Consider the following 26,093-nt stretch of genomic DNA (forward strand, 5'->3'; position numbering starts at 1 on the left):
CGGCAGGTGGCTATTGCCGGGGGCGCTGCCACAGGCTGCAGGCCATGACGCCGATGCAGCCCGCCAGCAACAGCCCGCCGCCCCACAGCGGGGCGAGGCCCCAGAGGCGCACCGCCGCCGTCACCAGCGCCATCAGCCCCACCAGATGCAGCGCCAGCCTGCCGTCATCGACAAACAGCCCGACCATTTCCGCCAGAAGCCCGCGCAGGAACCCCATCACCGCACCGCCGGACGGGCGCTTTGGCCCCGCAACAGGCGGACCGCCGTCCCTGACGCCGCCGCCAGCACCGCCAAAAGCCCGAGAACCGCAAGGTCATCGCCGGGCCAGTCCGCGCCCAGACCTTCGCCCATCCAGAATATGCCGAAGGCGGTCAGCATCAGCCCCACCACAAATTTCAACGTGTTCTCCGGGACTTTGCTCAGGGGTGTGTGCAGGATGGCCCCCGTTGCCAGCACCAGCACGACCGCCGCTGCCGCCCCCAAACTGGCCACCAGCGTCATCTGATGCGCCGAGCCCAGGGCGATGACGATGAACTCCACCTCAACCCCCTCGAGCAGCACCGCCTTGAACGCCGCCATTCCCGCCAGCCAATCGGCACGGCGGTCTGCCGCAAGGCGGGTCAGCGCCGCCGCCTCGTCGCGCAGCGCGATCAGGCCCGATGGCGCAGGATCGCTTTGCGCAGCCAGCGCATGCCGAACAGAATCAACAGGCTGCCCGCGACATATTGCAACAGATGCAGCGGGATCAGCGCAAAGAGCGGGCCGAAGATCACGACCAGCAGCACCAGTATCCCCAAGGCGGCGGTGCCCCAAAGCGCCGGCTGCCAGCTGCGCGTCAGCGCGACGGCGAGGACGATGGTGAAAGCCTCGACCACCTCGACGAAGGAGGCGAGGAAAGAGGCGGAGAGGGTGGAGATCAGGGGGGGTGAAGGTCACCTCGGGCCTTTCGGGGGCATCTGGCGGGGCGGGGCACCACCGGTTGCCGACGGCGCATGAGGGGCAGGGCGGGGGCGCGGGCGTCTTCGGGTTCTGGCCGGGGGCACTGTGGTGCGGCAGGCCCGCATGCGGGGCGTGGGGCCGATTTCTGTGACGATAGAATGCTCGGACGGTGCTGAGAAGTCCGTGCGGCGGTTGCGCCGATCTGTCTGCGCAGGCGGCATCATTGTCAGTCTGTCGCTGGCGACGGGCCAGTGGTGGGCGGATGGTGGCGGGCGGACGGTGGTGGGTGCGCCGCCGGTTCGGCACGGCGTGCCCGGAGGAGGGCACGCTGTGCCGCGGTTTGTGCCGCGCCGGGGGGTGGGGGGTGTGCCCGGGGCCATGACCTGGGGGCATGGGCTGAGGCTCTGCGCAGGGAGCCCCCTTGCGCCCCCGTCCGCCGCTGACACATCGGGCCGGGCCTCGTTCATCAGCGGGCTGCGCACAGAGATGTTGACTGAAATGCGGTACAGATGCATTGTATGGTGATATTGGGTTTGCGCCCAGTTCAGGGGAGGAAACAATGAAACGTCAAAGCTGCGCCTTTCTGGCGCTGATGATCGCGGCTGGTCCGGTCTCTGCGGATGTGCTGAAAGTCTCCAGCTATCTGCCGCCAAAACACACGTTCAACATGGCAGTACAAGCCTGGGGAGACGAGCTGTCGAAACGGACCGATGGCGCGCTGAGCGTCGAGATTTATCCCGCAGGCCAGCTGGGTCCTGTCAACCGTCAGTTTGATCTGGTCACCTCGGGTGCTGCCGATGCGGCGATCATTCTGCATTCCGCCACGCCGGGCCGCTTTCCGATGACCGAGCTGGCGGGGTTGCCGCTCAGCCACCCCTCTGCCGGGGATGCGAGCGCCATCAGTTCGGCGCGGCTGACCGAACTTGCGCCGGACTATCTGGCGGCGGAACATGCCGGGACCAAAATCCTGTGGATGGCGGTGACGCCGCCGTTGAAGATCCACCTCGCCAAGACCGACCCGACCAGCCTCGATGCGCTGAAGGGGCTGCGCATCCGCTATGCGGGCGAAGTCTTCCAGCAGGTGCTGGACAAGCTGGGCGCCTCGCCGCTGCCGGTGCCGCCCGCCGAAGTGGCCGAAGGTCTGGCCAAGGGGATCATCGACGGGGCGATGTTCCCGTTCGAGGCCACGGCCGCCTTCGATCTGGGGCCGGAGCTGAAATATTCGCTCGAACCCGGGATCGCTTCGGCGACCTTCGCTTTCGTGATGAGTCAGGCCACCTATGACGCCCTGTCGCCCGAGATGCAAAAGGCGATCGATGAGACCACCGGGCCGGACCGTGCAGCAGCGTTCGGCGCCGATTGGGACGCCAGCGAGGCCAAGGGCCGCAGCTATCTGACCGATACGCATAAGGTGCAAGTGGTCACCCTGTCGGCAGAAGAACAGACCAAGTTCCAGGAGCTGGTCAAGCCGATCATCGAGCAGCAGATCAGCGCAGCCGCCGCGGGCGGCGCACCGGCGCAGGCTTTCTACGACGCTTACACTAAGTAACCACACACCAATCGCGTCACATGCGCCGCCCCCGATGGCTTTCGGGGGCGGTGTTTTGGCGTTTTGGATGTTTCGATGGAAATCTCCAGAAATCCATATAATTCAGGGGGTAACGAAGAGTTTCCCTTCAGGGGCGATGCGGGTTGATAAAGCTGTTGACCGCATTGCGGTGCAGATGCATTGTAATTCGGTAGGGCGGCGGCGAGTCTGTTGCGCTGTGCCGATCCCTGCCGGGGGTCCTGCACCGCAGAACGGGGGCGCTGATGCCGCACTGTGACAATTGCCTGAGGAGAGGCCATTGGCGTCAGGGCTATAACGAGGGGCGCGCGGCCATCAGGCACTGAAATCGGGGCAGGACCCTTGGTTTTGTCGCGCGGAATGCGGGGATCAGACGGCCCGCGGCCATGGCCGCAGGGGCGCACTTCTGGGGAGGGAAGGGATGATCTTGAAACTACTGACGGCGGTCCGGCGGCTGGCGGCACTTCAGCTGGCCATTGCGCAGCTGGCGCTGGTGGCGATGATGCTGGCGATCGTCGCTGACGTGACCATGCGGGGGCTGTTCAACCATCCGCTGCGCGGCACCTATGATGCGGTGGGCATCCTGCTCTGTGTCTCGGCGCTGTTCGCGGTGGCGCATGTCATTCTCAACCGCCAGGAAATCGTCATTGATCTGATCGACAATTTCGTCGCGCCGCAGGTCACGGGCGGGTTGCAGAAAGCGTGGAACCTGATTGCGGTGCTGGTCATCGGCTTTATCCTGTTCTCGATGGTGAAACCGATGCTGGAGGCGCGGCAATACGGCGACCGCAGCCTCGAGCTGGGCCTGCCGATGTGGTGGGTCTGGGTGCTGGCGCTGATCGGCATGGCGGGGGCGATGCTCGCCGCGCTGGCTGCCGCCTTTACCGCGCCGCTCAGCCATGAGGCGGGCCGTGCACAGCTAGAAGAGGGCATCGAATGACCGCCTCCACCCTGGGACTTTGGGTCATGGGCGGCATGTTCGTGCTCCTGATGATCCGCATGCCGGTCTGGCTGGCGCTGACCATCTGCGGCATTGGCGGCAACTGGCTGATGAGCAATGGAATGGTGGCGCGGATGCTTGCGGGCTCGACGCCCTTTGACCAGACCACCAATTACAACCTCTCCGTCGTGCCTCTGTTCATTCTGATGGGCGAGGTGGCCTCTGGCTCGCGTCTGTCCAGTGAGCTGTTTCAGGCGGCGCGGGTGTTCTTTTCCGGGCTGCGGGGCGGGCTGGCGATTGCCACCATCGGCGCCTCGGGGGCCTTTGGCACCGTCTGCGGTTCGTCCGTGGCCACTGCCGCCACGATGACCCGGATTGCCTTGCCCGAGATGCGCAAGGCGGGCTATGCTGATGGCTACAGCGCAGCCTCAGTCGCCACAGGCGGCACCTTGGGCATCCTGATCCCGCCCTCGATCATTCTGGTGATCTATTCGGCGATTGCCGAGGAAAGCCTGCGCAAATTGTTTGCCGCGGCCTTTATCCCCGGCATCCTGCTGGCACTCCTGTACATCGCCGTGGCGCTGATCGTGGCGGCGATGAGCGGCGGCGCGATCCCCGCCGATCCCTCGGCCCGTCTGGGCGCACGGTTCAAGGCGCTGCTCGGGCCCTGGCAGTTCATTCTGCTCTTCGGGGTGACCATCGGCGGCATTTATACCGGGATTTTCAGCCCGAATGAGGCGGCGGCGATCGGGGCTTTTGGCGCCATCGTGCTGGGCTTTGCCGCACGGCGGCTGGACTTCGCGGCGCTGCGCTATGCGCTGACCACCACCGCCGTCACCTCGGCGATGCTGTTCCTGATCATCATCGGCGCCACCATGCTGTCGAATTTCGTGGTGCAGACCCGGCTGCCGGATCTGCTGATCTCTGCGGCGCAGGGGCTGGGCCTCGGGCCGCTGGCGGTGATGGTGCTGATCATCCTGCTCTACCTCGTGCTCGGCTGTTTCCTGGAGGGGATCGGCATGGTGCTGATCACGGTGCCGGTGTTCTTGCCAGTGGTGACGGGCTTTGGCTTTGACCCGGTCTGGTTCGGCATCATCGTGGTGATCGTGGTCGAGATCGGCCTGATCAGCCCGCCGGTGGGGATGAACATCTTTGTCATCCAGGCCCAGTTCCGCGACCTGAAGCTGAGCGACATCTACAGCGGCATCCTGCCCTTCCTGCTCGCCCCGCTTGTCCTTGTGCTGGCACTGTTCCTCTTCCCGCAAATCGCGCTCTGGCTGCCCGGCGTGCTCTACTGACCCGATCGGAGACGAGAAATGACCGAGATCCTGATCGTCGACCGCGATGCGGCGACCTATGGTGCGGCGCTGGCCGCGCGCTTTCCTCAGATCCGCCTGCATCTGGCCCCCACGGCCGATGACGTGCCCGAGGCGGCCCGTGGCGCCGAGGTGCTGATTGGCCTTGCCCCCTATCTGAGCGAGGGGCTGCTGGCGCGGCTGCCCGCCTTGCGCTGGGTGCATGCGCTGACCACCGGGCTGGACAACCTTCTGGCCAGCAAGATGCTCGCGCCCGAGGTCGTGCTGACCCGCTCGCGCGGGATCCACGGGCCGCAGATGTCGGAGCTGGCGATCCTGATGATGCTGGCGCTGGCACGCGATTTCCGCCGGATGCTGGCCGAGGGCGATGCGGGCGGCTGGAACCGCTGGCCGCAGCCGGTGCTGGCGGGACGGCGCGCCTGTCTGGTGGGCCTTGGCGCGATTGCCGAGGCGCTGGCGGCGCGGCTGAATGCCTTTGGCATGGAGGTGAGCGGCGTCTCGGATGGCCGCAGCACAGCGCCGGGGTTCAGCCGGATCTGGCCCCGCGCGGACCTTGCCACAGCGGCGGCGGCGGCGGATTACCTGATCGTCATCCTGCCTTATACGCCCGAAACCCATCATGTGGTGAATGCCGACGTGCTGGCCGCGATGCCCGCGGGCAGCATTCTGATCAACATATCGCGCGGCGGCTGTGTGGATGAGGCGGCGCTGCTCGCGGCGCTGCAATCGGGGCATCTGGGCGGCGCGGGCCTTGATGTGTTCGCGGTGGAGCCCTTGCCCGCCGACAGCCCGTTCCGCGGCCTGCCGAATGTGATTGTCACCCCGCATATCGGCGGCATGAGCGACACCTATGTGCAGCAGGCGCTGCCGATCGTGGCCGGGCATATCGCGGCCTATCTGGCGGGCGGGGCGGCGGCACTGCCCGACCCCGTGGCGCGCCGCTGAATTCCCGGAGGATATCATGAGCGATACAAGACGATTGAACGCGGTCTCTGACGCCGAACTCGCGCGCCGCTGGGCGGCCATGCGGGCGGCAATGGCGGCGGCGGGGCTGGAGGCGGTGGTGGTCACCGGTTTCAACGACTGGCTGGGCGGGCATCTGCGCTGGCTGACCGATTTTCCCGCCACCAACGGCTATCCGCGCACGGTAATCTTCTGGGCGGACCGCCCGATGACCGTGGTCGAGATGGGCCCGTTTGGCCCGGCGCGGGACCTCGCGGGCACCGATCCGGTGCTGCGCGGGGTGGGGCGGCAGATCACCCGGCCGACCTTTACTGCCGTGATGCAGACCAACAGCCTGGATGCCGATCTGATCGCGGCAGAGCTGGCGGGGCTGCGCCATGTCGGGCTGATCACGCCGCAGGCAATGCCGCAGGCGCTGGTCGCGGCGATTGCGGGCGTGGCGGGGCTGGAGACCCATGACGCGACCGAGATGATGGACCTGTTGAAGGCGGTGAAAAGCCCGGAAGAGCTGACGCATTACCGCGCCACCTGCGCGCTGCAGGATGCGGCCTTTGCGCATGTTTGCGAGGTGATCCGCCCCGGCATGCGCGATGTCGATGTGGCGAATGCGGCGATGGCACGGGCGCAGGAACTTGGCTCGGATCAGGGGATCGTGCTCTGCGGCTCGGCCCCGATGGGGCAGGCGGCGCGGTTCAACCCCCGGCAGCTGCAGGGGCGGGTGATCGGGAAGGGCGACCATTTCTCGATCCTGATCGAGGTGAACGGCCCCGGCGGCGCCTATGCCGAGATTGCCCGCACCATCGTGCTGGGCCGCGCGCGCCCGGAACTGAGCGAGAGTTTCGCGCAGATGTGCGCGGCGCAGCAGCACACGTTGTCGCTCCTGAAACCCGGTGCCGATCCGGCCGAGATTGCCGCAAGGCATGACGACTGGATGCGCGCCCACGGCCTGCCGCCCGAGATCCGCCTCTACGCCCACGGGCAGGGCGGCGACATGGTGGAACGCCCGCTGATCCGCCATGACGAGACCCTGAAAATCGCGGAACATCAAACGCTTGCGGTGCATCCGGGCTATGATGACGGCAGCGTCTTTGCCGTGATCTGCGACAATTACACCATCGGCGCCGACGGGCCGGGTGCCTGCGAGCATCAGACCGAAAAACGCCTGTTCGAGATTGACTGAAGGAAAACCGAGATGACCCCGAAAATTGCCCTCGAAGAGCATTTCATGGCCCCCGGCTTTGAAGATTACTTTGCCAAGACCGCGATCAACATCAGCCCCAACCTGTTTGGCAAAGCGCTGGAGGCGCTGGCGGATTTTGGCGAGCGTCGATTGGCGGCGATGGATGCGGCAGGGGTGAAAACCGCCGTTCTGTCGCTCTCGGGTCCCGGTGTGCAGGCCGAGCCGCGCAGCGAGGTGGCGACCCGCAAGGCCCGGGAGGTGAACGACTTTCTGGCCGAGAAGATCGCCGCCTCTGCCGGGCGCTATGGCGGTTTCGCGCATCTGGCGGTGCAGGACCCCGCGGCGGCGGCGGATGAGCTGGAGCGCTGCATCCGCGATCTGGGCATGCAGGGCGCGATGATCAACGGGTCGACCAATGGCTCGTATCTCGATGATGACCGCTATTCGGTGCTGTGGGAGCGCGCGGCCGATCTTGGCGCGCCGATCTACATCCACCCGAACAATCCCGCCGATGTGCCCTATATGTATGCGGGCCACCCCGAGCTTTATGGCCCGGTCTGGAGTTGGACGGTGGAAACCGGCAACCACGCGCTGCGGCTGTTGTTTGGCGGCGTGTTTGACCGCTATCCCAACGCCCGGCTGATCCTCGGCCATATGGGCGAGACCCTGCCCTATCAGCTGTGGCGCTTCGACAGCCGCTGGGAGATTTCCAACCGCGGCGACATGCGGCTGGAGATGAAACCCTCAGAGTATTTCAAGCGCAACATCTGGGTCACCTCGGCGGGCGTCTGCTCGGACGAGCCCCTGCGCTGCGCGATTGATGCGATGGGGGCGGATCGGGTGATGTTTTCGATGGACTGGCCGTTTGAGCGCCCGGAAGAAGCGGCGGGCTGGATCGACAAGGCGCCGCTGAGCGCGGCAGAGCGTCAGGCGGTGTGTCACGACAACGCGGCGGCATTGCTGGGGCTGTAACCGCAGGCCCATAGGGGAGGGATCAGATGAAGACCGACAGAGGGATCCGGCGTCTTGCGGGCGCCGGGATGGTGGCCTTGTGCCTGAGTGCCGGCATTGCCACGGGCGCGCAGGCGCAGGTTGCGGGGATGCCCGAGATCCGCAAGGCGCTGGACGCCATCGGGACGACGTTCACCCGCGAGACGGTGGGGCAGACGATGGGCCTGTACAAGGCGCTGCATCCGGCGGGGCTGCCTGCGGGCGTGACCCTGCTGGCCGATCAGCCCTATGGCGCGGGGGCGCTGCAAAAGTTGGATGTCTATCTGCCCGAGGGGGCGGATGGCACGCAGCCGGTGGTCACCTTCGCGCATGGCGGCGGTTTCGTGCGCGGCGACAAGGCCGAGGTGGCAAATGTCGGCGCCTGGCTGGCATCGCAGGGGTTTGTGGCGGTGGTCTGGAATTACCGGCTGGCGCCCGAGGCGGTCTGGCCTGCGGGGATCGAGGATCAGGGCGCGGTGATCGACTGGATCGCGGCACATCCCGAGCTGCACCACGGCGACGCGACCAAGATCGTGCTGGCGGGGAACTCGGCGGGGGCGATGCAGGTGGCGGATTATCTGTGGAACGGGCTCGGCACGCCGGAGTCGCCTGCGGTGATCGGCGCGATCCTGATCTCGCCGCCGGTGCTGAACCTGACCGACCACCCGCTGGATCCGGCGCGCGATGCGCTCTGGTACGGCACGGATGCCACGCAATACGAGACCCGCAGCGCCCTGAATTGGCTGGGAAACACCAGGGTGCCCGTGCTGCTGGGCTGGGCCGAGTTCGACCTGCCGGTGGTGATGGCGCAGTCAGAGCAGCTGTTGACCGCCCTGATGGCGCGGGACGGGCATCTGCCTCTGGTCGCCACCGCGGCGGGGCACAACCATATCTCGATCGTAGAGCATTTCGGCACCGGCGACGCGACGCTGGAGGCGCCTTTGGCCGAGTTCATCCAGCTTGAGGCCGCCCGCGCGGCCAAGTGAGCGGCCCTGAAATCGGCGTCACGCCCTCGGTCCCGTGCCGGGGGCGTCAGCGTTCCATCATCCGCGTGACATGGGTGCGGGTCTTCAGAATGGCCTGTTCGACGACGGGCGCCTGTTCGGCATAGCGCGTCGAGGGGATCGGCACCGAGATCGCATGCAGATCGCCCGCCCAGTCGCGAAAGGCGATGCCAATGGCGCAGATGCCATCGGTGTGCTGGTCGATGTCATAGGCCAGCCCCGTCTCGCGGATCTGCCCCAGTTCGGCGGCAAAGGCATCGGCATCGATCTGCAGTCCGCGGCGGTCCCATTCGGCGCGGGCGAGCTTCATCGCCGCCGGTTCCGGCATCAGCGCCAGACAGGCCTTGCCATTGGCGGTGTTGGTCAGCGGAAACACCTCGCCGACCGAGGAGATCGTGCGCAGACGGTGGGTGCCCGGCACCTGATCAAGGAAAATCATCCCCGCCCCGCGCTGCACCGAGAGATCGGCGGTCTCGCCGGTGGCCTGGCTGAGTTCGGTCAGCAAGAGACGGCAGCTTTCCACGATGGAATAGCGCGCGGCATCGGCAAAGCTCTGCATCTCCGGCCCGATCCGCAGCCCGCCGCCCTGCAGCGAGGCGATGATCATCCGCTCATCCTGCAAGGCCCCGACAATCCGCTGCACGGTTGAGCGCGGCAGGTCCACGGCTTCGGCGATCTGGCCAAGGCTCATGCCACCCTGCGCGCCGCGCAGCGCCCGCAGGATTGCCGCCGCCCGGGCGATCACCTGAATGCCGTTCCGGCTGCCGTCATCGGCCATGCTCTGTCCCTCCCCGGGGCGATCCGGTCCGGATTACCCTGCCTCCGCCCCATCAGAGGCTTTCATATCCGAAAACACAAGCTGATCAACCGTCGCCCGTGCCCGCGTCAGGCTCAGCTCGACCGCGGCCCGCTGCGCGGCAAAGCGCGAGCGGGGGATCGGCACCGAAATCGCGTAGCATTCCCCAAAGCCGTCGCGAAAGCCGATGCCGATGGCACAGATGCCCGGGGTATGCTCGTCGAGGTCATAGGCGAGGCCGGTCTGGCGCACCTGCGACAGGCAGGCGGTCAGGGCCGCGGCATCGGGCGCGGGCCCGGCCAGCCGCTGGGCTTCGGCGCGCACCATCGCCAGCGCCACCTCGGGCGGTTGCAGCGCCAGCGCGGCGCGGCCATTGGCGCTTTGCGCCAGCGGAAACACTTCGCCCACCGGGGTGACGGTGCGCAGCCGGTGGTTGCCCGGCATCTGGTCGAGCAGGATCATCCCGCCCGCGCGCATCACCGACAGATCGGTGGTCTCGCCATGCGCCTCGGTGATCTCCTGCAAGATGATCCGGCAGGCCCCGACAATGTCAAAGCGTGCCGCCTCGGCCAGGGCGCGCATCTCATGCCCGAGCACCACGCCCCCCGAGGCGCGCGACCACGAGACCAGCCGCTCTTCCTGCAGCGCCTGAATGATTCGCTGCACGGTCGAGCGGGGCAGGTCGATGCGGTTGGCAATCTGGCCAAGGCTGAGCCCGCCCGGCGCATCCCGCAGCACCCGCAGGATGATGGCGGCGCGTTTTATGACCTGAATTCCCGAGTTTCGGGCAGCGTGATCGGACACGATAGCACTTCCTTCCGGCGGTTTTGCCTGGGGCGGTATCTTCTTTTAGCGCACGATGCGGTACATTAAAACCGCATTGCGGACATTTCTGTTGACTGATTTTCGATACAGTCATACCGTGATGTGGACGCGAGCCGGGAGGTCGCGCAGGACAGGCCCCGCCAGCGTTGCGGGGCGGGAGGAGACATCAGATGGTCAAAATTCGTGGGATCGAATTCGAGGCGAACCTCGAGAATTCGATGGGGATCGAGTTCTACAACCTGAGCCACAGGTTCGGTTTTCAGAACCCGAACTGGCCCTATTTTCAGGATACGCAGATCGAGCGCATCCATTACATGGCGAAATCCGGGGTGCTGAGCCAGCGCATCACCACCACGATGCACGCCACCACCCATATCGACGCGCCCGCGCATGTGGTGCAGGGCACGCCCTTCATCGACGAAGTGCCGCTGCCGCATTTCTTTGGCACCGGCATCGTGGTGTCGCTGCCCAAAAAGAAATGGGAGCCGATCACCGGCGAGGATCTGGAAAAGGCCTGTGGTCACGCGATCCGTCCGGGCGATGTGCTGATCATCAACACCGGCTGGCACAAGGACTATGAGGACGGCGATTATTTCGCCTATTGCCCGGGTTTCGTGCCCTCGGCGGGCGAATGGATGGTGAAAATGGGCGTGAAGGTGGTCGGCCACGACACCCAGGCCAATGACCACCCGCTGGCCACCGCCATCGGCCCGCAGCGCAACGGCCCGCTGTTGCCGCATCTGGCCGAGGAATACAAAGAATGGTCCGGCGGCCGCGACTGGAAAGACGATTTCCCGGATTGGGAGCCGGTGCACCAGATCCTGTTCAAAGCCGGTATTCTGGGCATCGAAAACGTCGGCGGCGATCTGGATGCCGTGACCGGCAAGCGCTGCACCTTTGCCTTCTTCCCGTGGAACTGGGACCGCGGTGATGGCTGCATCATCCGCCTCGTGGCGATGATCGACAAATCGCAAAACTACCGCATCGAAGCGGGCGAAAGCTTCTGATCTTCGGCCCCCGAGGGGCCGAGGTTCTGACCGGGCGGGGTTCCGTCCGGTCCGCCGGGCGGGCGCCAAGCCATAGCGCGCCCGCCCGCACGGCCCTCCCTTCATGCGGGGTGGGCACCGGGGCCGGGTGCCCCACCCTTTGGGAGGAGGGGTTCATGCATATCAAGACATTCGACGCCGCGGTTCCCTACGAGGCCCCCAACCATTTTGGCTGCTACGGGCTGCGCCTGCAGGGGTTTGAGCCGGGCGGTCCGACCAACCAATGGGTGGCGATTTCGCAATTCCTGCCCGGTGGCGGCGCCGGGCCCGACAGCACGCCGTTTGAAAAGGTCTATGTCGTTCTTGAGGGCGAAATGACGGTGATCGCCGACGGGCGCGAGGTGGTGCTGAAAAAATACGACAGCTGCACCATCGCCCCGGGCGAGATCCGCACCATCGAGAACCGCGCCAACCTCACCTGCACGATGCTGGTGGTCATTCCCTATCCGAAGGAGGCGGGCAAATGAGCCTGACGGATCCGCTGAAGATGTTTGACGTCCGGGGCAAGGTGGCGCTGATCACCGGCGCCTCCGGGGCCTTTGGCATGGTGGCCGCGCGTGTCCTTGCGGGCGCGGGCTGCCGTCTGGTGCTGGCGGCGGGCAAGGCTGATGCTCTGGCCGAGATTGCGGGCGAATGCCGCGCGGGCGGTGCCGAGGTGATCGAGGTGAACACCCGCCCCGACAGCGAGGCCGCCTGTGCCGCGCTGGTGGCCGAGGCGGTCAAGGCCTTTGGGGGCCTTGATATTCTCGTGGTGGCCTCGGGGATGAACAAGGTCGCCAAGATCGACGAGATGGCGCCGGAAACCTTCGCCATGGTGATGGATGCCAATGTCACGCAAAGCTGGCTTTTGGCGCGCGCGGCCACCGTGCAGATGAAGACGCAGGGCCGGGGCGGCAAGATCGTGCTGGTCTCCTCGGCGCGTGGGCTTTTGGGGCATCCGGCGGGCTACACTGCATATTGCGCCTCAAAATCCGCGACCGACGGCATCGTCAAGGCGCTGGGATGTGAGCTGGGGCCGACGGGGATCACCGTCAATGCGATTGCGCCCACGGTGTTCCGCAGCCCGCTGACCGCCTGGATGTATGAGGATAACGAGGCCGCGACAGCGGTGCGCAACGGCTTTCTGGCCCGCGTGCCGAAGGGGCGGCTGGGCGAGCCCGAGGATCTGGCGGGGCCGCTGTTGTTCCTCGCCTCGGCCGCATCTGACTTTTACACCGGGCATGTGCTTTATGCTGACGGTGGGTATACGGCAGGCTGACATGGGCACGATCGCAGTTATCGGCGCAGGGCTGATGGGGCATGGCATTGCCCTCACCCTCGCGCGGGCCGGGCATCCGGTCACCATCACCGATCCGGTCGAGGGGGGGGGGGGGGGAATGGCCGAACGTGTCCGCGCCAGTATGACCGCGATGGGCTGCGCCGCCCGCGAGATTGAGGGCGCGCTGGGCATGATCGAGATCCACGCCTCGGTCGGCGGGGCGGTGCGCCGCGCCGATGTGGTGTTTGAGGCGGCGCCGGAAAAGCTGGACCTCAAGCGCCAGATTTTCGCCGAGATCGAGGGCCATGCGCCGGAGACGGCCATCCTCGCCTCGAACACTTCAGTGATGCCGATCACCCAGATCATGCAGGGGCTGAAGCTGCGGGGCCGGGCTTTGGGCACCCATTGGTGGAACCCCGCGCATATGATCCCGCTGGTCGAGGTGATCGCCACCGAATGGACCGAGCCTGCGGCGATGGACACCGTCATGGCGCTCTTGACCCAGGCGGGCAAAAGCCCGGTGCGGGTGGCGCGCGATGTGCCGGGCTTTATCGGCAACCGGCTGCAACACGCGCTGTGGCGCGAGGCGATCAGCCTGGTCGAAAACGGCATTTGCGATGCCGAGGCGGTGGATACCGTGGTCAAGCAAAGCTTTGGCCGCCGTCTGGCCGTGCTCGGGCCCTTGGAGAATGCTGATCTGGTCGGCACCGATCTCACGCTCGACATCCATTCCACCGTGCTGGCCGATCTGGAGCGGCGGCCCGGCCCCTCGCCCTATCTGGAAAAGCTGGTGTCCGAGGGGAATCTCGGCATGAAATCGGGGGAAGGGTTCCGCAAATGGCGCCCCGAGGAGGCGCAGGCGGTGCGCGACCGGGTGGCCCGTCACCTGACGCGGCTTGAGGGCATATTGGGGGATTGAGCAAAACCCGAAGGCCGCGGGGCCTTTGGGGCGACGATGTGCATGGCCCCGGCAGGGGCATCTTCTGGGGAGGAGATCATCATGAGTGTCACGACAAGACGTCTGTTTCTGACCGGGGCCGGTGCCGCGCTGGCGGCCCCGGCCATCCTGCGCGCCACCCGCGCCTATGCCGCGACGCCGGTGCTGAAAGTGGGCCATGTCAGCCCGCGCACCGGCCCCTTGGCGGGCTTTGCCGAGGCCGATGACTATATCCTGAAGGCCGTGGCCGAGCGGCTGGGGCAGGGGATCGAGAACAACGGCAAGGCCTGGCAGATCGAGATCATCTCGAAGGACAGCCAGTCGAACCCGAACCGCGCCGCCGAAGTCGCCTCGGATCTGATCCTCTCGGAGGAGGTGGACATCGTCGTCGCCGCCTCCACCCCCGACACCGTCAACCCGGTCTCGGATCAGGCCGAGCTGAACGGCGTGCCCTGCATCACCACCGATTGCCCCTGGCAGCCGTATTTCTTTGGCCGCGGCGGCAATCCGGCAACGGGGTTCGAGAGCACCTATCACTTCTTCTGGGGGCTGGAGGACGTCATCGCCGCCTTCCTCGACATGTGGGGCGGCGCGCCGGGCGTGGCCAAGACGGTGGGCGGTCTCTTTCCCAATGACGCCGATGGCAATGCCTGGGGCGATGCCGAGCTGGGCCTGCCGAAACCCTTGGCGGCGGCGGGCTACAGCCTGACCGATCCGGGCCGCTATCAGCCGATGTCGGATGATTTCTCCAATCAGATCGCGGCCTTCAAGGCGGCGGGCTGCGAGATTGTCACCGGCAACATGATCCCGCCGGATTTCGGAACCTTCTGGGCGCAGGCGGCGCAACAGGGCTTTGCGCCAAAGATCGTCACCATCGGCAAGGCGCTCTTGTTCCCCTCGGTGATCGAGGCTTTGGGGCCGCGCGGCGTGGGTCTTTCCTCCGAGGTCTGGTGGTCGCCGGGCCATCCCTTCGCCTCGTCGCTGACCGGGGTTTCCGCCGCCGATCTCGCGGGGGGCTATACCGCCGCCACCGGGCGGCCCTGGACGCAGCCCATCGGCTTTAAGCACGCGCTGTTCGAGGTGGTGGCGGATGTCGTCGCGCGGGCAGAGGATCTGGAAGACCCGGCGGCGATCGTCGAGGCGATCCGCGCGACCAATCTCAAGACCATCGTCGGTCCGGTCGATTTCGCCAAGGGGCCGGTGAAAAACGTCACCAAGACGCCGCTGGTCGCGGGGCAATGGCAAAAAGAGGGCGAGGGGATCGCGTTGAAGGTGGTGGCGAATGCCCATGCGCCCGAGATCCCGACGACGGGCGAGTTGATCCTGCTCTGACAGCCCATGCCTGCCGCGCGGGGCCCTTGGCTGCGCGCGGCACATCTGACGGCCATATCGGGGAGAGCGATGGGCAATATTCTGGAACTGAGCGGCGTCAGCAAGGCCTTTGGCGCGGTGACCGTGGCCGAGAACCAAAGCTGGTCGCTGGCCGAGGGCGAGGCGTTGGGGGTGATCGGTCCGAACGGGGCTGGGAAAACCTCGATGTTCAATCTGGTGACCGGCACGCTGCAACCCGACAGCGGCAGCATCCGCTTTGACGGGGCCGAGGTGACCGGCTGGCCCGCCGCGCGGCGCTGCCGGGCGGGGATGGCGCGCAGCTTTCAGGTGCCGCAGCCCTTTGGCGCGATGACCACCTATGAAAACACGCTGGTGGCGGCAACGCAGGGGGCGGGCCTCTCCGGCGCGGCGGCGGAAGAGCTGTGCCTGCAGGTGTTGCGCCAGACCGGCCTTCTGCCCAAGGCCAACCGGCTGGCGGGCGGGCTGACGCTTTTGGACCGCAAGCGGCTGGAACTGGCGCGGGCGATGTGCGCGCGGCCCCGGCTGTTGTTGCTCGATGAGATCGCGGGCGGGCTGACCGAGCGCGAATGCGGCGCGCTGATCGAGACCATTCAGGGCATTCGCGCCACCGGCGTCTCGATCGTGTGGATCGAGCATGTGGTGCATGCGCTGCTGGCGGTGGTCGACCGGCTGATCGTGATCAATTTCGGCAAGATGATCGCCGAGGGCGCGCCCGAGCCGATCATGCAAAGCGCCACCGTGCGCGAGATTTATCTGGGGCTGGATGCGCATGTCTGACTTTTTCCGCATCACCGCGCTGGATGCCCATTACGGGGATTTTCAGGCGCTTTATGGGCTGAACCTGCATCTGGAACCGGGCGAAGTGGTGGCGATCATCGGCGCCAATGGCGCGGGCAAGACCACGCTGATGCGCTCGGTCTCGGGGCTCTTGCGCAACCGCGCCGAGGCGGTCCGCTGGAAGGGCCGCGAGATTGGCGCGCTCAGGGCCGATCAGGTGGCGGCGCTTGGCATCGCGCTGGTGCCCGAGGGGCGGCAGCTGTTCCCCTCACTCAGCGTCGAGGAGAACCTGCTGATCGGTGGGCAACTGGGGCGCAAGGGGCCGTGGAACCTGCGCCGCCTTTATGACCTGTTCCCGATCCTGGAGGAGCGGCGCGCGGTGCCCGCCACCGCCCTGTCGGGTGGCCAGCAACAGATGGTGGCCATCGGGCGGGCGCTGATGTCGAACCCCGAACTGATCATGATGGATGAGATCAGCCTCGGCCTCGCGCCCGTCATCATCCGGCAGATCTATGAGGCGCTGCCGGGGATTGTCGGCGAGGGGATGGCGGCGATCATCGTGGAGCAGGACATCAGCAAGGCGCTCTCGGTGTCGCGGCGGCTTTACTGTCTGCAAGAGGGGCGGGTTTCACTCGAAGGCGCCTCGGAAACCGTATCGCGGGATGAGATCGCCCGCGCCTATTTCGGGGTGTGAGCATGGATTGGATCAATGCAGGCGTGCAAGGGGCATTGCTGGGCGGGCTATACGCGCTGTTCGCGGCCGGGCTCTCGCTGATTTTCGGGGTGATGCGGCTGGTGAATATCGCGCATGGCGATCTGATCGTGCTCGCCGCCTATCTGGCGCTGAGCACTTCGGTCGCGCTCGGCCTCTCGCCGCTGCTGGCGCTGGTGCTGGTGGTGCCGATGATGGCCCTCCTGGGCTATGCGCTGCAACGGCTGGTGCTGAACCGGGTGATGGGCGAGGACATCCTGCCGCCGCTGCTGGTGACCTTTGGCCTCTCGGTGATCGTGCAGAACGCGCTGTTGCTGGGCTATTCCGCCGATCCGCAAAAGCTCTCGGCGGGGGGGCTGGAGACCGCGAGCGTGCAGCTGGCCGGGCTGTCGCTGGGGGTCTTGCCGCTCCTGACCTTTGCGACGGCAGTGGCGGTGATCGGCGCGCTGCAATGGATGTTTTACCACACGGCCCTGGGCCGGGCCTTTCGCGCCACCTCGGACAATCAGGCGATTGCGCAGCTGATGGGGCTGAACCGGGCGCATATCTTTGGCCTCGCGATGGCATTGGCCCTCGCGGTGACGGCGCTGGCGGGGGTGTTTCTGGGCATCCGCACCTCGTTTGACCCCTCGATCGGCGGCAGCCGCCTGATCTTTGGCTTTGAGGCGGTGATCATCGGCGGGCTGGGCAACCTCTGGGGGACGCTGTTGGGCGGGGTCATTCTGGGCATGGCGCAGACCTTTGGTGCGCAGATAAACCCCGGATTTCAGGTGCTGGCCGGGCATCTGGTGTTTCTGGCGCTGCTGGCCGTACGGCCGCGCGGCCTGTTCCCGAGGATCAGCGGATGAGCCCGATGACGCAGCGCATTTCCGTGTCGCGCCAAAGCCGCGCCACCAATCTTGCGATGATCCTCGCCGCGCTGGCGGTGCTCATCCTCGCGGCGGCGCCCTGGTGGGCGGGGCGCGCCGATCTGCGGCTGATGGGCGAGATCGCGCTGTACCTCTCGCTCGCCTCGCTGTGGAATCTGATGGCGGGCTATGCGGGCCTGGTGTCGGTGGGCCAACAGGCCTTTGTCGGCCTGGGGGGCTATCTGCTCTTTGGGCTGACCATGCGGCTCGGCTGGCCGCCCTTGGCCGCGATCGCGGCGGCGGGGGTCTTGGGGGCGCTGGTGGCGATGCCGGTGGCCACGCTGATCTTTCGCCTGCGGGGGGCCTATTTCGCCATTGGCACCTGGGTGGTGGCCGAAGTCTTCCGCCTCTCGGCCGCGCAATTCTCGGCGCTGGGCGGCGGCTCGGGCACTTCGCTGACGCCAGAGGTGGTCAAGGCACTGGCCGAGGGGCGCGACGCGCGCGAGGCGGTGGCCTATTGGCTGGCGCTGGCGGTGGCGGTGGGGGTGATCGGGGCGGTCTTCGCGCTCCTGCGCTCGCGTCATGGGCTGGCGCTGACCGCCATCCGCGACAATGAGCTGGCGGCGCGCTCGCTTGGCATCGACATCTGGCGCACCAAGTTTCTGGTCTATGTGGTGGCGGCGGGGCTGACCTCGCTGACCGGCGCGCTGATTTTCCTGCAAAAGCTGCGGATCTCGCCCGAGGCTGCCTTTTCCGCCAATGACTGGACCGCCTTCGTCATCTTCATCGTGGTGATCGGCGGCATCGGCACGCTGGAGGGGCCCATTCTCGGCACGCTGGTGTTCTTTGCCCTGCGCGAGACGCTGGCCGATCTCGGCACCCTCTATCTTCTCGTTCTCGGCGCGCTGGCCATCGCGATCATGCTCAAGGCCCCGCGTGGCCTCTGGGGTCTGATACGGGTCCGCACCGGCGCCGAACTGTTCCCCCTGTCGCGCCGCGTGCGCGGCCTTGACCAACCTTCGGAGTGACCCATGGCACGCAAGCCCAGAACCATCATCACCTGCGCCATCACCGGTGCGATCCACACGCCCACCATGTCGGATGCGCTGCCCTATACCGCCGAAGACATCGCGCATCAGGCGATTGCGGCGGCCGACGCAGGTGCCTCGATCCTGCATTTGCACGCGCGGCGCCCCGAGGATGGCGGCGTCTCGGTGGATACCGAGCATTTCCGCGCCTTTCTGCCGCAGGTGAAACAGGCGACAGATGCCGTGGTAAACATCTCGACCGGCGGCAGTCTGACGCTGTCGATTGCCGACCGGGTGAAACCGGCCGAGACCTTCTCGCCCGAGATGTGCTCGCTCAACATGGGGTCGATGAACTTCTCGTTTCACCCCTTGGCCAAGCGCTATGACAGCTGGAAATTCGATTGGGAAAAGGATTACGTCGAAGGGTCGGAAGGCAATATCTTCCGCAATACGTTCAAGGATATCCGTGAGGCCGCGACGCGGCTGGCACCGCATGACATCAAGTTTGAGCATGAATGCTATGACGTGGGGCATCTCTATAACCTGAAATTCTGTATGGATATCGGGCTGTTCAAGGCGCCGATCTTCATTCAGTTCATCTTCGGGATCCTGGGCGGGATCGGGCCGGAGGTGGACAATCTGATCTTCATGAAGCGCACCGCCGACCGTCTGTTTGGTGATGATTACCGCTGGTCCGTCCTTGGGGCGGGGGGCGCGCAGATGCCGCTGGCCACCACCGCCAGCCAGATGGGCGGTAATGTGCGGGTGGGGCTGGAGGACAGCCTGTTCATCTCGCGCGGGGTTCTGGCCGAGAGCAATGCGCAGCAGGTCGCCAAGATCCGCCGCATCGTCGAGGATCTGGGCTGCGAAGTGGCCAGCCCGGATGAGGCGCGCGAGATGCTGGGGCTGAAAGGCGGCGACCGGGTCAATTTCTGACAGCGTCTGAGGGCGTTGCGGGGCAGGGTTGATTGTGTCTGGCCCCGGAGGGGGATGGTGGCAGCGCGTCCGGCTCCGGCTCTGGGGGCCGGAGCGGTTGAAGATCGTTCGGCCAGGGCACGCCGCGCGCGGCACTTCAGGTCCGGCCCGCCGCGTTGTCGGGCGAAACTGCGCGCGGCACCCCGCCGCATGGAGTGTCGCCAAACGCCTTCTGTGGAGGGGCGGCATCCCCCGAGATGCTGCACCCGGACATGCTCAGCGCCGATGCGGCGGCGATGGGGCCGCCCCGGTGCAGCAGCGGAAGCTGTGGCCGCAAACGGGGCATATTCTGCCCGACGCCTGAACGGGGGTGCCGTTCAAGGCCGTGTCACATGGCGCGGTCGCGCGACCACAAGCCACCGATCACCAGGAATGCGGTGCCGAACAGAAGCTGCCAAAGCGCGCTGGAGCCATGCGCGACAAAATCACCACCGCCATAGTTCAAGTAGGTCGCACTTCCGAGGGTGATCGGCGGTTCCGCTCCTTGCCAGCCCTTGATGACTAAAATGCCGATCGCCAGCAGTGACGTAAACAAGCCCGCGAATGTGCAGCCCGAGAGGATCAAAAGACAGTGGCCTGCGGCTTGGCGGGTGCTTGGTGCGCGATCGCCAAGAGATGCGGCCAAATATCCGAAGCCTGTTCCGATGACGTCGTTGTCGAACAGCGCCAAAGGTTTCAATTCGCCGAATAGACTTTCTGCGGCGCTCCTCAATGTCAGATACCACAAGAAGCCGATCAGCGCGCAGGCGAAAAAGCGTTGAACATGCTGAAAATGCGTCATCTCAATCCTGACAGGCTAAACCATTGCATCCTCTATCATCGGCGCATTGCGCGTCAATCTCGGTCTGGACAGCGCCGAGCGTTCCAATGGTCTGAAGGCTGCCCGGGGGCAGATCTCGCCGTTCGCGGGGCAGCTGGGCAAGGTCGCGGCCGGGCTGGTGGCCGCCGCCGTTCCGGCGATGACGGCGAAGCACGCGGGCGCGGCGCGGCAGATCCTGCGGGCAGCTCAGGCGCGACAGAAGCGGCAAGGAGCGGCACGCGGCCAGGGCGGCGACCCGACATCCAGAGTGATGCCCCAGGGGGTGTCGGTACGGCCAATATATTGAGGGAAATGGAGGCGGGTACCGGAATCGAACCGGTCTTCACGGATTTGCAATCCCGAAACAACGTTATTGAATTCAATGCTTTAGATCAAAAAAAGGTTTCCGACAAACCGGGAACGCAAGACGAACGTGATACCCGCAAAAATGCGGTCCAGACCTGCGAGGCCGAGTATCTGCGGCGCGCCGAACGGGCGAGGCCGCTGCAAAACTGGTCCTCTGACCGCTGGGGCTGGAAGCGCGCAATCCGCCGCGATGCGTACCTGTCGGACGCTGCCAAGCTGCTTGCAGCGACGCTGTGCGACGACTTCGCTCACCATGAGACCGCCGCCTGCAACCCGTCTGTCGAGACGCTGGCCGAGGCTTTGGCGAAGTCTGAGCGGTCGATCCAGCGGGCCTTGGCCGAGCTGAAAGACGGTCATTGGATCGCCGTTGCCGCCGTCCAAGGCCGGGGCCGCAAGAACGAAATCCGCTTCCTAAATGGTGACGGAACTGTCGCCCTTACCCCGTCCCAAAAGGTGACAACGCTGTCACCCAAAGAGCCGGAAAAGGTGACAACCGTGACGCTAAAAGGTGACAAACGTGTCACCCCCTATAATAAGGATAAACCAAATAAGAACCAAAGGGCGTGCGCGAGCCGCGAGGCCGAAGATCCGCGCCAACCGCATCAGCGAAAAGTCGTCCACTTCGGCTCCCACAACCTCACCGCGTGGAACGCTTGGCTGGCTGAGCGGGGCTTCAAATTCGCCGTGGAGCAACTGGCCCCGAAAGCGAGCGACCGTGACGGTGTCGGCTACGACATGCCCGGGCGCATGCCTCCGGCCAAGTATGACAAAATTGGTGAAGTCATCGCAGATCGGTATTTCGGGTTCTTGCTAGGGAAGCTGACCGAAGCATGAGCGCCCCCCGTTCCGCCCCCACCCACCAGACCGAAGCACCGAGGAAGCACTGATGGCTCATTGGCCCTACAACACGTCGAAATGGGCGAAGCTGCGCGAGGCGAAGCTGTCGGCGCATCCGCTCTGCGAGATCTGCCAGCGGCGCGGCGATGTGGAAGCCGCTGTGGCGGTCGATCACTTCAAGCCGATCAAGCAAGGCGGCTCGCCGTTCCCGGCCTTGTCGGGCCTGTTGTCGCTTTGTCTGAGCTGCCACAACGAGAAGACCGCCTCTTTCGACAAGCCCGGCGGTCAGGCTTTCCGTCGCCGCTTCAAAGGCTTCGATGCGAACGGCAATCCGATTGACCCCTTCGACGCGTGGCACGCTGCGGCGGGACCGGGGGGCCTTTGAAGACGGGGCTTTGAGGGGTCAAGACCGTACTCCCTACCTTCACGTTGACTTAATTAAATTACAAAAAACAAAAGGTTACGAGCAATGGGCATGAGAGGAAAAGGCGCGAAGCCGAAGGGATTGCTGGTTATCGAGGGCGGCGCGCCGGATCTGTTCCACCCGCAGGGCACCCGCCCGGCACCCCGCGCTTTCCCGTGGGAAGCCCCGGGCCTCGGTCGGGTGGATCGCGTCGTGGCCTTCCTTGAATTCCTGCCGATCACCCAAGGCAAGCTGGCGGGGCAGAACCTCAAGGTGCGCCCGTGGCAGCGCCGCTTTCTCGAAGCCGTCTATGCCGAGGATGCGGCAGGCGACCGCCCGGTGCGCACTGCCGTGCTGACCATGCCCCGCAAGAACGGCAAGACCCAGATCGTCGCAGGCCTCGCGCTGTGCCACCTGCTGGGGCCGGAGGCCGAGGCGCGGGGCGAGATCTACGCCGCCGCCAATGACCGCTTCCAATCGGGCAAAACCTTCAACGAGATCGTGGCCATTCTCGACAGCGTTCCCGAGCTGGACGCCCGGGTCAACGTGACCAAATTCCGCAAAGAGATTGAGGTGCTGACGGGGCCAGGAAAGGGATCGCTCTTCGCCGCCCTCTCTGCCGATGCCGCTGGCAAGCATGGCCTCTCCCCTAGCTTCATCGTCTATGACGAACTCGGCCAAGCCCCGAAGCGGGATCTCTATGAGGCGCTGGATACCGCGATGGGCGCGCGGGACAATCCGCTGATGGTGGTGATTTCCACCCAAGCCGCCGACGATCACGCCATCATGTCCGAGCTGGTGGACTACGGCCAGAAGGTCAACGCGGGCGAGCTGGAAGACGCGGCCTTCCACCTGACCTTCTACGGCGCCAGCGACGCAGACGACCCGTGGCACCCCGACACTTGGGCCAAGGCCAACCCGGCGCTTGGCGACTTCCGCAGCCTGTCAGACGTGCAGCGGCAGGCGGCACAGGCGCAGCGCATGCCCTCGGCCGAGCATAGCTTTCGCAACCTGATCCTGAATCAGCGCGTCTCGGCCCATGTGCGCTTTATCGCCAAGGCCGAATGGGACATGAACGGCACCGCGCCGGATCTGGCCTATCTGCGGGGCCGTCCCTGCTATGCCGGGCTGGATCTTTCGGCCAGCCGCGACCTGACCGCCTTTGTCATGGTCTTCCCCGATGACAACGGCCATTTCGACGTGCTGGCACGGTTCTATCTGCCCGAGGCGGGCCTGCGCGACAAATCCGAGGCGGACCGCGTGCCCTATGACGTCTGGGCGCGGCAGGGCATCCTGACGGCCATTCCGGGCGCGACGGTCGACCCGTCCTTTGTGGCGCAGGACATTGCCGAGGCGGCGGCGGAATACGAGCTGCAGGGCCTCGCCTATGACCGCTGGCGGATCAATGACCTGAAACGCGAGCTGAGCCTGATCGGGGCCGAGGATCTGCCGTTGAAGGAATTCGGCCAAGGCTTCCGCGACATGGCACCGGCCATCGACACGATGGAGCGTCTGGTGGCCGAGGGACGGCTGCGCCACGGCGGCAACCCGATCCTGACCATGTGCGCCTCAAACGCTGTTATTGAGCGGGACGCGGCGGGCAATAGGAAGCTGGCCAAGCATAAGAGCACGGGCCGAATTGACGGAATGGTGGCTCTCGCCATGGCATTGGGGGCGGCAGGCAGACCCGCAGAAATGAGCCTGCCTGCTTGTTTGGCGGAGTTTCTTTCATAGGCCCCAGACGTGCAGCTTAATTTTTGGCTATTGCATTCGGCATCTCTTGCATGATTTTCTGCATTTCGGCGTCAAGCGCAGCTGAGGCCTTCTCTTGCTCTTGGATTTGGAGATCTTGCTCTAAAATCAACATAATTCCCTTCTTTAAAACGGGGAATACTTCTAGGCAGAAACTTTCATCAAGCTCGTGAATTCCCTTACTTAGTATCGCATAGATTTTGCGGTGTTTAACAAGGCCGTCCGGTAGAAACTCCGCTATAGAAGATATCTTCTCGTCCATTCTGAGGGTTTGAAATCCATCAATGGTGCCATTCTTCTTCTCGTATCGTTCAAAATGCGAAAGGATGAGGCTTTCAAAAATTCGGCGCAAGTAAACGAACGATCCAATTCCGATGCCATGACTGGCTAGCCCACTAGCGCGATGCAGTTCTGAAAAATACTTTCTATCAAGAACGCCACGATACTTCTTAAGGTCGGAACTCGCTATGTCCTCCATCGACGGGTACATACCAATTTTGACGATTCCATCTTTAACCACGGAAAATACTGACGTGAACAAATGATCTCGTCGGGTGCACCTCATGTGCACAAAGAAAGTTGCTGGTGAAAATTTAGTTTGCGTCTCGAAGTTAAAATCAGTGAGGTGGGCAGAATATTTCCACCTCTGAAATGTCGCTTCCTGCTCGCACCGCACGCAATAGCAATCGAATTGAATGTCACGCTTCATCAAATCTACGAGAATATCATATTTTTCATCACTCGATATTTCTCGGAAATGCTCGTTGAACTTGAAGGCAGCGTAAAGTGGCGATTCTACGCAGATTTTTCTATAGATATCTTCAACCACTTCGAGACTCCATTTTTTCAAGTGCAATTTTTACACCAACGCCTATACCATGTTCAGAAATAAATATAACTCCAGATTTTTCGAGTGCGGATTTGATTTCAGCGACAGCCGATGCGGAGACCTGCCTTCTATCTTTTTCAAAGTCTACAATCGTTGACAGTCCCACCGATGCGGCATCGGCCAGTTGAGGCTGTGTCATTCCCATCAAGGCACGTGCCGCGCGGCATTGAGCTGGTGTCATATCAACATTTTCTGTTGACGGGCGGAAGGCCCGTAGGTTATCAACATTAAATATTGATACCTCATCTCGGGAGAACCGACAATGCCGAACAAGCACGTTCCGGCAGCCGCCCCCGGCTTGCCTACAGCCCACCTGAACGAAATTCATGACTGCCTCGCCCTAGCGCTGGACGCGACCGAGCGACGGGGCGGCTACAGCCAGACCGAGCGCGAGGCCCGCAGCTACCTGCGCACCGCCCTGCGCCGCACGTCCAAGCTGATCGCGGTGCAGCAATGAACCGCCGCGCCTTCCTCTCTGCCGCCCCCGCCCTCAGTCTGGCCACCCTGCCCGCCGCTGCCGCCGCAGACCCGATCCTGCCGCTCTATGAACGCTGGTGGTTCCTGTTCAACGAGTGGAACCGCCTTTGCACGCTGCTGGAAGACCGGGTTGAAGACACGCCGGAAATGGATGCGATTTTCATGGAGCGTTGGCGGCTCTACGGCCAGATTGCCGACACAGCGCCGCGTAGCGCTGCTGGGGTCGCTGCCATGGCGCATGTCATGTGGATCGAGGAGGGGCCAAGCTCAATCCCCGACACGCCCGCCTATCACACGGAAATCACGCTGGAACGGCACCGCTTGCTGCAATCGCTGCGGCGCGGGGCGCTGGAGATGGCGTAAAAAAATTGCAACGCGACACGAAAATGGATTTATCCCTGCCAATGGTAATGCTACAAATAAAATAACGCAGGAACTCTGGTGGTAGCATGACCAAAACAATCAACCTGAATGAACCGATCTTCGCACAGACTGAACTGTGCGATATGGCGCGGCTGGAAGCGAACACGGTGAACAACTGGGTTCGGCTGAACCATGTGGTGCCCGCCCCCTCGACGGATCGCCGGATGCGGGGGCGTCGGTTCTATACGCTGCTGGAATGCGTCAAGGCGCGGATCATGGGCAGCTGCGTCGAACGTTTGGCCATGCAGCCCGCCCATGCCGCCGAAGTCGCGGCCCATGCGTTGCAGGTGATTGCGAAGGAATTGCCCGGCGAGGAAATCTCGACCATCGACGTTGCGGTTTTCAGCTATCTGATCGTGTCGCAGGCGAGTGGCAATGTCACGGTTTCGACCGCCTATCGCTGGGGTAAGTTCGCGCAGGCCGGGGCAGATCCGACCTTCTACGGCATGAACCCGGACAACTATCCCGCCGCGATGCCGGTGATTTTCCCGCTGGAAGCCTTTGCGATTGTTCCGATCACTCAGTTGTTCCGCGAGGTTTTCAACGCCGCCGCCGAGATCTTGGAAGGGGACAGCGCGTGAAACCCGGCACCCTCGGGACCACCGAAACAGAATTCCGGGTTGCGACCCGTGAAGAGCGCGAGGGGCGGCGCATTTAACAGCCCCACAATCCGGTCGGAGCGGCCTCGGTCGC

The 26,093-nt window shown here is 64.6% G+C and carries 32 protein-coding genes; 24 read left to right on the forward strand and 8 right to left on the reverse strand.

The features are described 5' to 3' along the window. Nucleotides 1-10 precede the first annotated feature (10 nt). The 3 genes from ACEN2S_RS07505 to ACEN2S_RS07515 all read right to left on the reverse strand — a co-directional run bounded on the left by ACEN2S_RS07505 (nt 11) and on the right by ACEN2S_RS07515 (nt 875). Entirely contained in the window at nt 11-217 is a 207-nt protein-coding gene (locus ACEN2S_RS07505; protein WP_441864428.1) for a hypothetical protein, read from the reverse strand. Then, the gene (locus ACEN2S_RS07510) at nt 217-579 is read right to left on the reverse strand and encodes a hypothetical protein (RefSeq protein ID WP_441864431.1); all 363 of its coding nucleotides are present in this window, start codon (nt 577-579) and stop codon (nt 217-219) included. Before ACEN2S_RS07510 ends, ACEN2S_RS07505 begins: the two co-directional genes overlap by 1 nt. Nucleotides 580-650: 71 nt before the next feature. After that, nucleotides 651-875 carry a hypothetical protein gene (locus tag ACEN2S_RS07515; protein WP_441864433.1) on the reverse strand — a complete coding sequence of 75 codons (225 nt, stop codon included), beginning with the start codon at nt 873-875 and terminating at the stop codon, nt 651-653. 623 nt (nt 876-1,498) lie between these two features. Here ACEN2S_RS07515 and ACEN2S_RS07520 point away from each other — a divergent pair. The 7 genes from ACEN2S_RS07520 to ACEN2S_RS07550 all read left to right on the forward strand — a co-directional run bounded on the left by ACEN2S_RS07520 (nt 1,499) and on the right by ACEN2S_RS07550 (nt 8,881). Beyond that, complete coding sequence (locus tag ACEN2S_RS07520) at nt 1,499-2,488, forward strand: TRAP transporter substrate-binding protein (RefSeq protein WP_441864435.1); 990 nt, start codon at nt 1,499-1,501, stop codon at nt 2,486-2,488. 439 nt (nt 2,489-2,927) lie between these two features. Beyond that, entirely contained in the window at nt 2,928-3,446 is a 519-nt protein-coding gene (locus ACEN2S_RS07525; protein ID WP_441864438.1) for a TRAP transporter small permease, read from the forward strand. Next, nucleotides 3,443-4,744 carry a TRAP transporter large permease gene (locus ACEN2S_RS07530; RefSeq protein ID WP_441864441.1) on the forward strand — a complete coding sequence of 434 codons (1,302 nt, stop codon included), beginning with the start codon at nt 3,443-3,445 and terminating at the stop codon, nt 4,742-4,744. Before ACEN2S_RS07525 ends, ACEN2S_RS07530 begins: the two co-directional genes overlap by 4 nt. Nucleotides 4,745-4,762: 18 nt before the next feature. Continuing rightward, nucleotides 4,763-5,707, forward strand: coding sequence for a D-2-hydroxyacid dehydrogenase (locus ACEN2S_RS07535; protein ID WP_441864444.1), 945 nt, complete (start codon nt 4,763-4,765; stop codon nt 5,705-5,707). Between the two features lie 16 nt (nt 5,708-5,723). After that, nucleotides 5,724-6,905 (forward strand): M24 family metallopeptidase, encoded by a 1,182-nt coding sequence (locus tag ACEN2S_RS07540; protein WP_441864447.1) that lies wholly within the window; start codon nt 5,724-5,726, stop codon nt 6,903-6,905. A 12-nt stretch (nt 6,906-6,917) separates the two neighbouring features. Beyond that, nucleotides 6,918-7,877: an amidohydrolase family protein gene (locus tag ACEN2S_RS07545; RefSeq protein ID WP_441864450.1), complete on the forward strand. Its 960-nt coding sequence runs from the start codon at nt 6,918-6,920 to the stop codon at nt 7,875-7,877. Nucleotides 7,878-7,903: 26 nt separating this feature from the next. Continuing rightward, nucleotides 7,904-8,881 carry an alpha/beta hydrolase gene (locus ACEN2S_RS07550; RefSeq protein WP_441864452.1) on the forward strand — a complete coding sequence of 326 codons (978 nt, stop codon included), beginning with the start codon at nt 7,904-7,906 and terminating at the stop codon, nt 8,879-8,881. A gap of 46 nt (nt 8,882-8,927) precedes the next feature. Here ACEN2S_RS07550 and ACEN2S_RS07555 read toward each other — a convergent pair whose 3' ends face one another. Together ACEN2S_RS07555 and ACEN2S_RS07560 are read right to left on the reverse strand one after the other, a co-directional pair. Then, entirely contained in the window at nt 8,928-9,677 is a 750-nt protein-coding gene (locus ACEN2S_RS07555; RefSeq protein ID WP_441864454.1) for an IclR family transcriptional regulator, read from the reverse strand. Nucleotides 9,678-9,710: 33 nt separating this feature from the next. Next, nucleotides 9,711-10,499, reverse strand: a complete 789-nt coding sequence (locus tag ACEN2S_RS07560) for an IclR family transcriptional regulator (RefSeq protein ID WP_441864456.1) — start codon at nt 10,497-10,499, stop codon at nt 9,711-9,713. A gap of 191 nt (nt 10,500-10,690) precedes the next feature. On the opposite strand from ACEN2S_RS07560, the gene ACEN2S_RS07565 reads away from it, so the two are divergent. The 10 genes from ACEN2S_RS07565 to ACEN2S_RS07610 all read left to right on the forward strand — a co-directional run bounded on the left by ACEN2S_RS07565 (nt 10,691) and on the right by ACEN2S_RS07610 (nt 19,415). Then, the gene (locus tag ACEN2S_RS07565) at nt 10,691-11,527 is read left to right on the forward strand and encodes a cyclase family protein (RefSeq protein ID WP_441864458.1); all 837 of its coding nucleotides are present in this window, start codon (nt 10,691-10,693) and stop codon (nt 11,525-11,527) included. Nucleotides 11,528-11,682: 155 nt separating this feature from the next. After that, the gene (locus ACEN2S_RS07570; protein WP_441864461.1) at nt 11,683-12,033 is read left to right on the forward strand and encodes a cupin domain-containing protein; all 351 of its coding nucleotides are present in this window, start codon (nt 11,683-11,685) and stop codon (nt 12,031-12,033) included. Further along, complete coding sequence (locus ACEN2S_RS07575; RefSeq protein ID WP_441864463.1) at nt 12,030-12,824, forward strand: SDR family NAD(P)-dependent oxidoreductase; 795 nt, start codon at nt 12,030-12,032, stop codon at nt 12,822-12,824. The genes ACEN2S_RS07570 and ACEN2S_RS07575 overlap by 4 nt, the downstream gene beginning before the upstream one ends. A 1-nt stretch (nt 12,825) precedes the next feature. Further along, the gene (locus tag ACEN2S_RS07580; RefSeq protein WP_441864466.1) at nt 12,826-13,743 is read left to right on the forward strand and encodes a 3-hydroxyacyl-CoA dehydrogenase family protein; all 918 of its coding nucleotides are present in this window, start codon (nt 12,826-12,828) and stop codon (nt 13,741-13,743) included. Nucleotides 13,744-13,824: 81 nt separating this feature from the next. Further along, nucleotides 13,825-15,093, forward strand: a complete 1,269-nt coding sequence (locus tag ACEN2S_RS07585) for an ABC transporter substrate-binding protein (RefSeq protein WP_441864469.1) — start codon at nt 13,825-13,827, stop codon at nt 15,091-15,093. Between the two features lie 69 nt (nt 15,094-15,162). After that, nucleotides 15,163-15,891 (forward strand): ABC transporter ATP-binding protein, encoded by a 729-nt coding sequence (locus ACEN2S_RS07590; RefSeq protein WP_441864471.1) that lies wholly within the window; start codon nt 15,163-15,165, stop codon nt 15,889-15,891. After that, a complete protein-coding gene (locus ACEN2S_RS07595; protein ID WP_441864473.1) occupies nt 15,884-16,585 on the forward strand; it encodes an ABC transporter ATP-binding protein in 702 nt (233 codons plus the stop codon). The genes ACEN2S_RS07590 and ACEN2S_RS07595 overlap by 8 nt, the downstream gene beginning before the upstream one ends. 2 nt (nt 16,586-16,587) lie before the next feature. Next, nucleotides 16,588-17,451: a branched-chain amino acid ABC transporter permease gene (locus ACEN2S_RS07600; RefSeq protein ID WP_441864476.1), complete on the forward strand. Its 864-nt coding sequence runs from the start codon at nt 16,588-16,590 to the stop codon at nt 17,449-17,451. Further along, nucleotides 17,448-18,479, forward strand: a complete 1,032-nt coding sequence (locus ACEN2S_RS07605) for a branched-chain amino acid ABC transporter permease (protein WP_441864479.1) — start codon at nt 17,448-17,450, stop codon at nt 18,477-18,479. The genes ACEN2S_RS07600 and ACEN2S_RS07605 overlap by 4 nt, the downstream gene beginning before the upstream one ends. A 3-nt stretch (nt 18,480-18,482) precedes the next feature. Further along, nucleotides 18,483-19,415, forward strand: a complete 933-nt coding sequence (locus ACEN2S_RS07610) for a 3-keto-5-aminohexanoate cleavage protein (RefSeq protein WP_441864482.1) — start codon at nt 18,483-18,485, stop codon at nt 19,413-19,415. A 367-nt stretch (nt 19,416-19,782) separates the two neighbouring features. Here the strand turns inward: ACEN2S_RS07610 and ACEN2S_RS07615 are convergent, their stop codons facing one another. Continuing rightward, the gene (locus ACEN2S_RS07615) at nt 19,783-20,235 is read right to left on the reverse strand and encodes a hypothetical protein (protein ID WP_441864485.1); all 453 of its coding nucleotides are present in this window, start codon (nt 20,233-20,235) and stop codon (nt 19,783-19,785) included. Between the two features lie 46 nt (nt 20,236-20,281). Between ACEN2S_RS07615 and ACEN2S_RS07620 the strand changes: the two genes are divergently transcribed. The 4 genes from ACEN2S_RS07620 (at nt 20,282) to ACEN2S_RS07635 (ending at nt 23,593) form a co-directional block, all read left to right on the forward strand. Continuing rightward, nucleotides 20,282-20,560 (forward strand): hypothetical protein, encoded by a 279-nt coding sequence (locus ACEN2S_RS07620; RefSeq protein ID WP_441864488.1) that lies wholly within the window; start codon nt 20,282-20,284, stop codon nt 20,558-20,560. Between the two features lie 5 nt (nt 20,561-20,565). After that, nucleotides 20,566-21,453: a helix-turn-helix domain-containing protein gene (locus tag ACEN2S_RS07625; RefSeq protein WP_441864491.1), complete on the forward strand. Its 888-nt coding sequence runs from the start codon at nt 20,566-20,568 to the stop codon at nt 21,451-21,453. Nucleotides 21,454-21,505: 52 nt separating this feature from the next. Then, a complete protein-coding gene (locus tag ACEN2S_RS07630) occupies nt 21,506-21,841 on the forward strand; it encodes an HNH endonuclease (protein WP_441864494.1) in 336 nt (111 codons plus the stop codon). Nucleotides 21,842-21,925: 84 nt separating this feature from the next. Beyond that, a complete protein-coding gene (locus tag ACEN2S_RS07635) occupies nt 21,926-23,593 on the forward strand; it encodes a terminase large subunit (protein ID WP_441864497.1) in 1,668 nt (555 codons plus the stop codon). Between the two features lie 16 nt (nt 23,594-23,609). Here ACEN2S_RS07635 and ACEN2S_RS07640 read toward each other — a convergent pair whose 3' ends face one another. Together ACEN2S_RS07640 and ACEN2S_RS07645 are read right to left on the reverse strand one after the other, a co-directional pair. Continuing rightward, nucleotides 23,610-24,440: a hypothetical protein gene (locus ACEN2S_RS07640; RefSeq protein ID WP_441864499.1), complete on the reverse strand. Its 831-nt coding sequence runs from the start codon at nt 24,438-24,440 to the stop codon at nt 23,610-23,612. Beyond that, nucleotides 24,433-24,681 (reverse strand): helix-turn-helix domain-containing protein, encoded by a 249-nt coding sequence (locus ACEN2S_RS07645; RefSeq protein ID WP_441864502.1) that lies wholly within the window; start codon nt 24,679-24,681, stop codon nt 24,433-24,435. Before ACEN2S_RS07645 ends, ACEN2S_RS07640 begins: the two co-directional genes overlap by 8 nt. Before the next feature lie 81 nt (nt 24,682-24,762). Here ACEN2S_RS07645 and ACEN2S_RS07650 point away from each other — a divergent pair, with 81 nt between their 5' ends. The 3 genes from ACEN2S_RS07650 (at nt 24,763) to ACEN2S_RS07660 (ending at nt 25,981) form a co-directional block, all read left to right on the forward strand. Then, the gene (locus ACEN2S_RS07650) at nt 24,763-24,957 is read left to right on the forward strand and encodes a hypothetical protein (protein ID WP_441864505.1); all 195 of its coding nucleotides are present in this window, start codon (nt 24,763-24,765) and stop codon (nt 24,955-24,957) included. Beyond that, the gene (locus tag ACEN2S_RS07655; RefSeq protein WP_441864508.1) at nt 24,954-25,340 is read left to right on the forward strand and encodes a hypothetical protein; all 387 of its coding nucleotides are present in this window, start codon (nt 24,954-24,956) and stop codon (nt 25,338-25,340) included. The genes ACEN2S_RS07650 and ACEN2S_RS07655 overlap by 4 nt, the downstream gene beginning before the upstream one ends. A gap of 86 nt (nt 25,341-25,426) precedes the next feature. Next, nucleotides 25,427-25,981: a hypothetical protein gene (locus ACEN2S_RS07660; RefSeq protein ID WP_441864511.1), complete on the forward strand. Its 555-nt coding sequence runs from the start codon at nt 25,427-25,429 to the stop codon at nt 25,979-25,981. The last annotated feature ends 112 nt before the right edge of the window (nt 25,982-26,093 follow it).

The sequence above is a fragment of the Phaeovulum sp. W22_SRMD_FR3 genome, from assembly GCF_052113705.1.
GTDB lineage: Bacteria > Pseudomonadota > Alphaproteobacteria > Rhodobacterales > Rhodobacteraceae > JBGQOG01.

Excerpts from the sequence above, each read along its gene's own strand:
- ACEN2S_RS07520 (WP_441864435.1), top strand. The coding sequence starts at position 1,499 with ATGAAACGTCAAAGCTGCGCCTTTCTGGCGCTGATGATCGCGGCTGGT.
- ACEN2S_RS07590 (WP_441864471.1), top strand. The coding sequence starts at position 15,163 with ATGGGCAATATTCTGGAACTGAGCGGCGTCAGCAAGGCCTTTGGCGCG.
- ACEN2S_RS07565 (WP_441864458.1), top strand. The coding sequence starts at position 10,691 with ATGGTCAAAATTCGTGGGATCGAATTCGAGGCGAACCTCGAGAATTCG.
- ACEN2S_RS07555 (WP_441864454.1), bottom strand. The coding sequence starts at position 9,677 with ATGGCCGATGACGGCAGCCGGAACGGCATTCAGGTGATCGCCCGGGCG.
- ACEN2S_RS07545 (WP_441864450.1), top strand. The coding sequence starts at position 6,918 with ATGACCCCGAAAATTGCCCTCGAAGAGCATTTCATGGCCCCCGGCTTT.
- ACEN2S_RS07655 (WP_441864508.1), top strand. The coding sequence starts at position 24,954 with ATGAACCGCCGCGCCTTCCTCTCTGCCGCCCCCGCCCTCAGTCTGGCC.
- ACEN2S_RS07510 (WP_441864431.1), bottom strand. The coding sequence starts at position 579 with ATGGCGGCGTTCAAGGCGGTGCTGCTCGAGGGGGTTGAGGTGGAGTTC.
- ACEN2S_RS07615 (WP_441864485.1), bottom strand. The coding sequence starts at position 20,235 with ATGACGCATTTTCAGCATGTTCAACGCTTTTTCGCCTGCGCGCTGATC.
- ACEN2S_RS07575 (WP_441864463.1), top strand. The coding sequence starts at position 12,030 with ATGAGCCTGACGGATCCGCTGAAGATGTTTGACGTCCGGGGCAAGGTG.
- ACEN2S_RS07535 (WP_441864444.1), top strand. The coding sequence starts at position 4,763 with ATGACCGAGATCCTGATCGTCGACCGCGATGCGGCGACCTATGGTGCG.
- ACEN2S_RS07530 (WP_441864441.1), top strand. The coding sequence starts at position 3,443 with ATGACCGCCTCCACCCTGGGACTTTGGGTCATGGGCGGCATGTTCGTG.
- ACEN2S_RS07585 (WP_441864469.1), top strand. The coding sequence starts at position 13,825 with ATGAGTGTCACGACAAGACGTCTGTTTCTGACCGGGGCCGGTGCCGCG.
- ACEN2S_RS07525 (WP_441864438.1), top strand. The coding sequence starts at position 2,928 with ATGATCTTGAAACTACTGACGGCGGTCCGGCGGCTGGCGGCACTTCAG.
- ACEN2S_RS07595 (WP_441864473.1), top strand. The coding sequence starts at position 15,884 with ATGTCTGACTTTTTCCGCATCACCGCGCTGGATGCCCATTACGGGGAT.
- ACEN2S_RS07505 (WP_441864428.1), bottom strand. The coding sequence starts at position 217 with ATGGGGTTCCTGCGCGGGCTTCTGGCGGAAATGGTCGGGCTGTTTGTC.
- ACEN2S_RS07605 (WP_441864479.1), top strand. The coding sequence starts at position 17,448 with ATGAGCCCGATGACGCAGCGCATTTCCGTGTCGCGCCAAAGCCGCGCC.
- ACEN2S_RS07580 (WP_441864466.1), top strand. The coding sequence starts at position 12,826 with ATGGGCACGATCGCAGTTATCGGCGCAGGGCTGATGGGGCATGGCATT.
- ACEN2S_RS07570 (WP_441864461.1), top strand. The coding sequence starts at position 11,683 with ATGCATATCAAGACATTCGACGCCGCGGTTCCCTACGAGGCCCCCAAC.
- ACEN2S_RS07645 (WP_441864502.1), bottom strand. The coding sequence starts at position 24,681 with ATGACACCAGCTCAATGCCGCGCGGCACGTGCCTTGATGGGAATGACA.
- ACEN2S_RS07650 (WP_441864505.1), top strand. The coding sequence starts at position 24,763 with ATGCCGAACAAGCACGTTCCGGCAGCCGCCCCCGGCTTGCCTACAGCC.
- ACEN2S_RS07635 (WP_441864497.1), top strand. The coding sequence starts at position 21,926 with ATGGGCATGAGAGGAAAAGGCGCGAAGCCGAAGGGATTGCTGGTTATC.
- ACEN2S_RS07630 (WP_441864494.1), top strand. The coding sequence starts at position 21,506 with ATGGCTCATTGGCCCTACAACACGTCGAAATGGGCGAAGCTGCGCGAG.
- ACEN2S_RS07550 (WP_441864452.1), top strand. The coding sequence starts at position 7,904 with ATGAAGACCGACAGAGGGATCCGGCGTCTTGCGGGCGCCGGGATGGTG.
- ACEN2S_RS07625 (WP_441864491.1), top strand. The coding sequence starts at position 20,566 with ATGGAGGCGGGTACCGGAATCGAACCGGTCTTCACGGATTTGCAATCC.
- ACEN2S_RS07610 (WP_441864482.1), top strand. The coding sequence starts at position 18,483 with ATGGCACGCAAGCCCAGAACCATCATCACCTGCGCCATCACCGGTGCG.
- ACEN2S_RS07660 (WP_441864511.1), top strand. The coding sequence starts at position 25,427 with ATGACCAAAACAATCAACCTGAATGAACCGATCTTCGCACAGACTGAA.
- ACEN2S_RS07540 (WP_441864447.1), top strand. The coding sequence starts at position 5,724 with ATGAGCGATACAAGACGATTGAACGCGGTCTCTGACGCCGAACTCGCG.
- ACEN2S_RS07600 (WP_441864476.1), top strand. The coding sequence starts at position 16,588 with ATGGATTGGATCAATGCAGGCGTGCAAGGGGCATTGCTGGGCGGGCTA.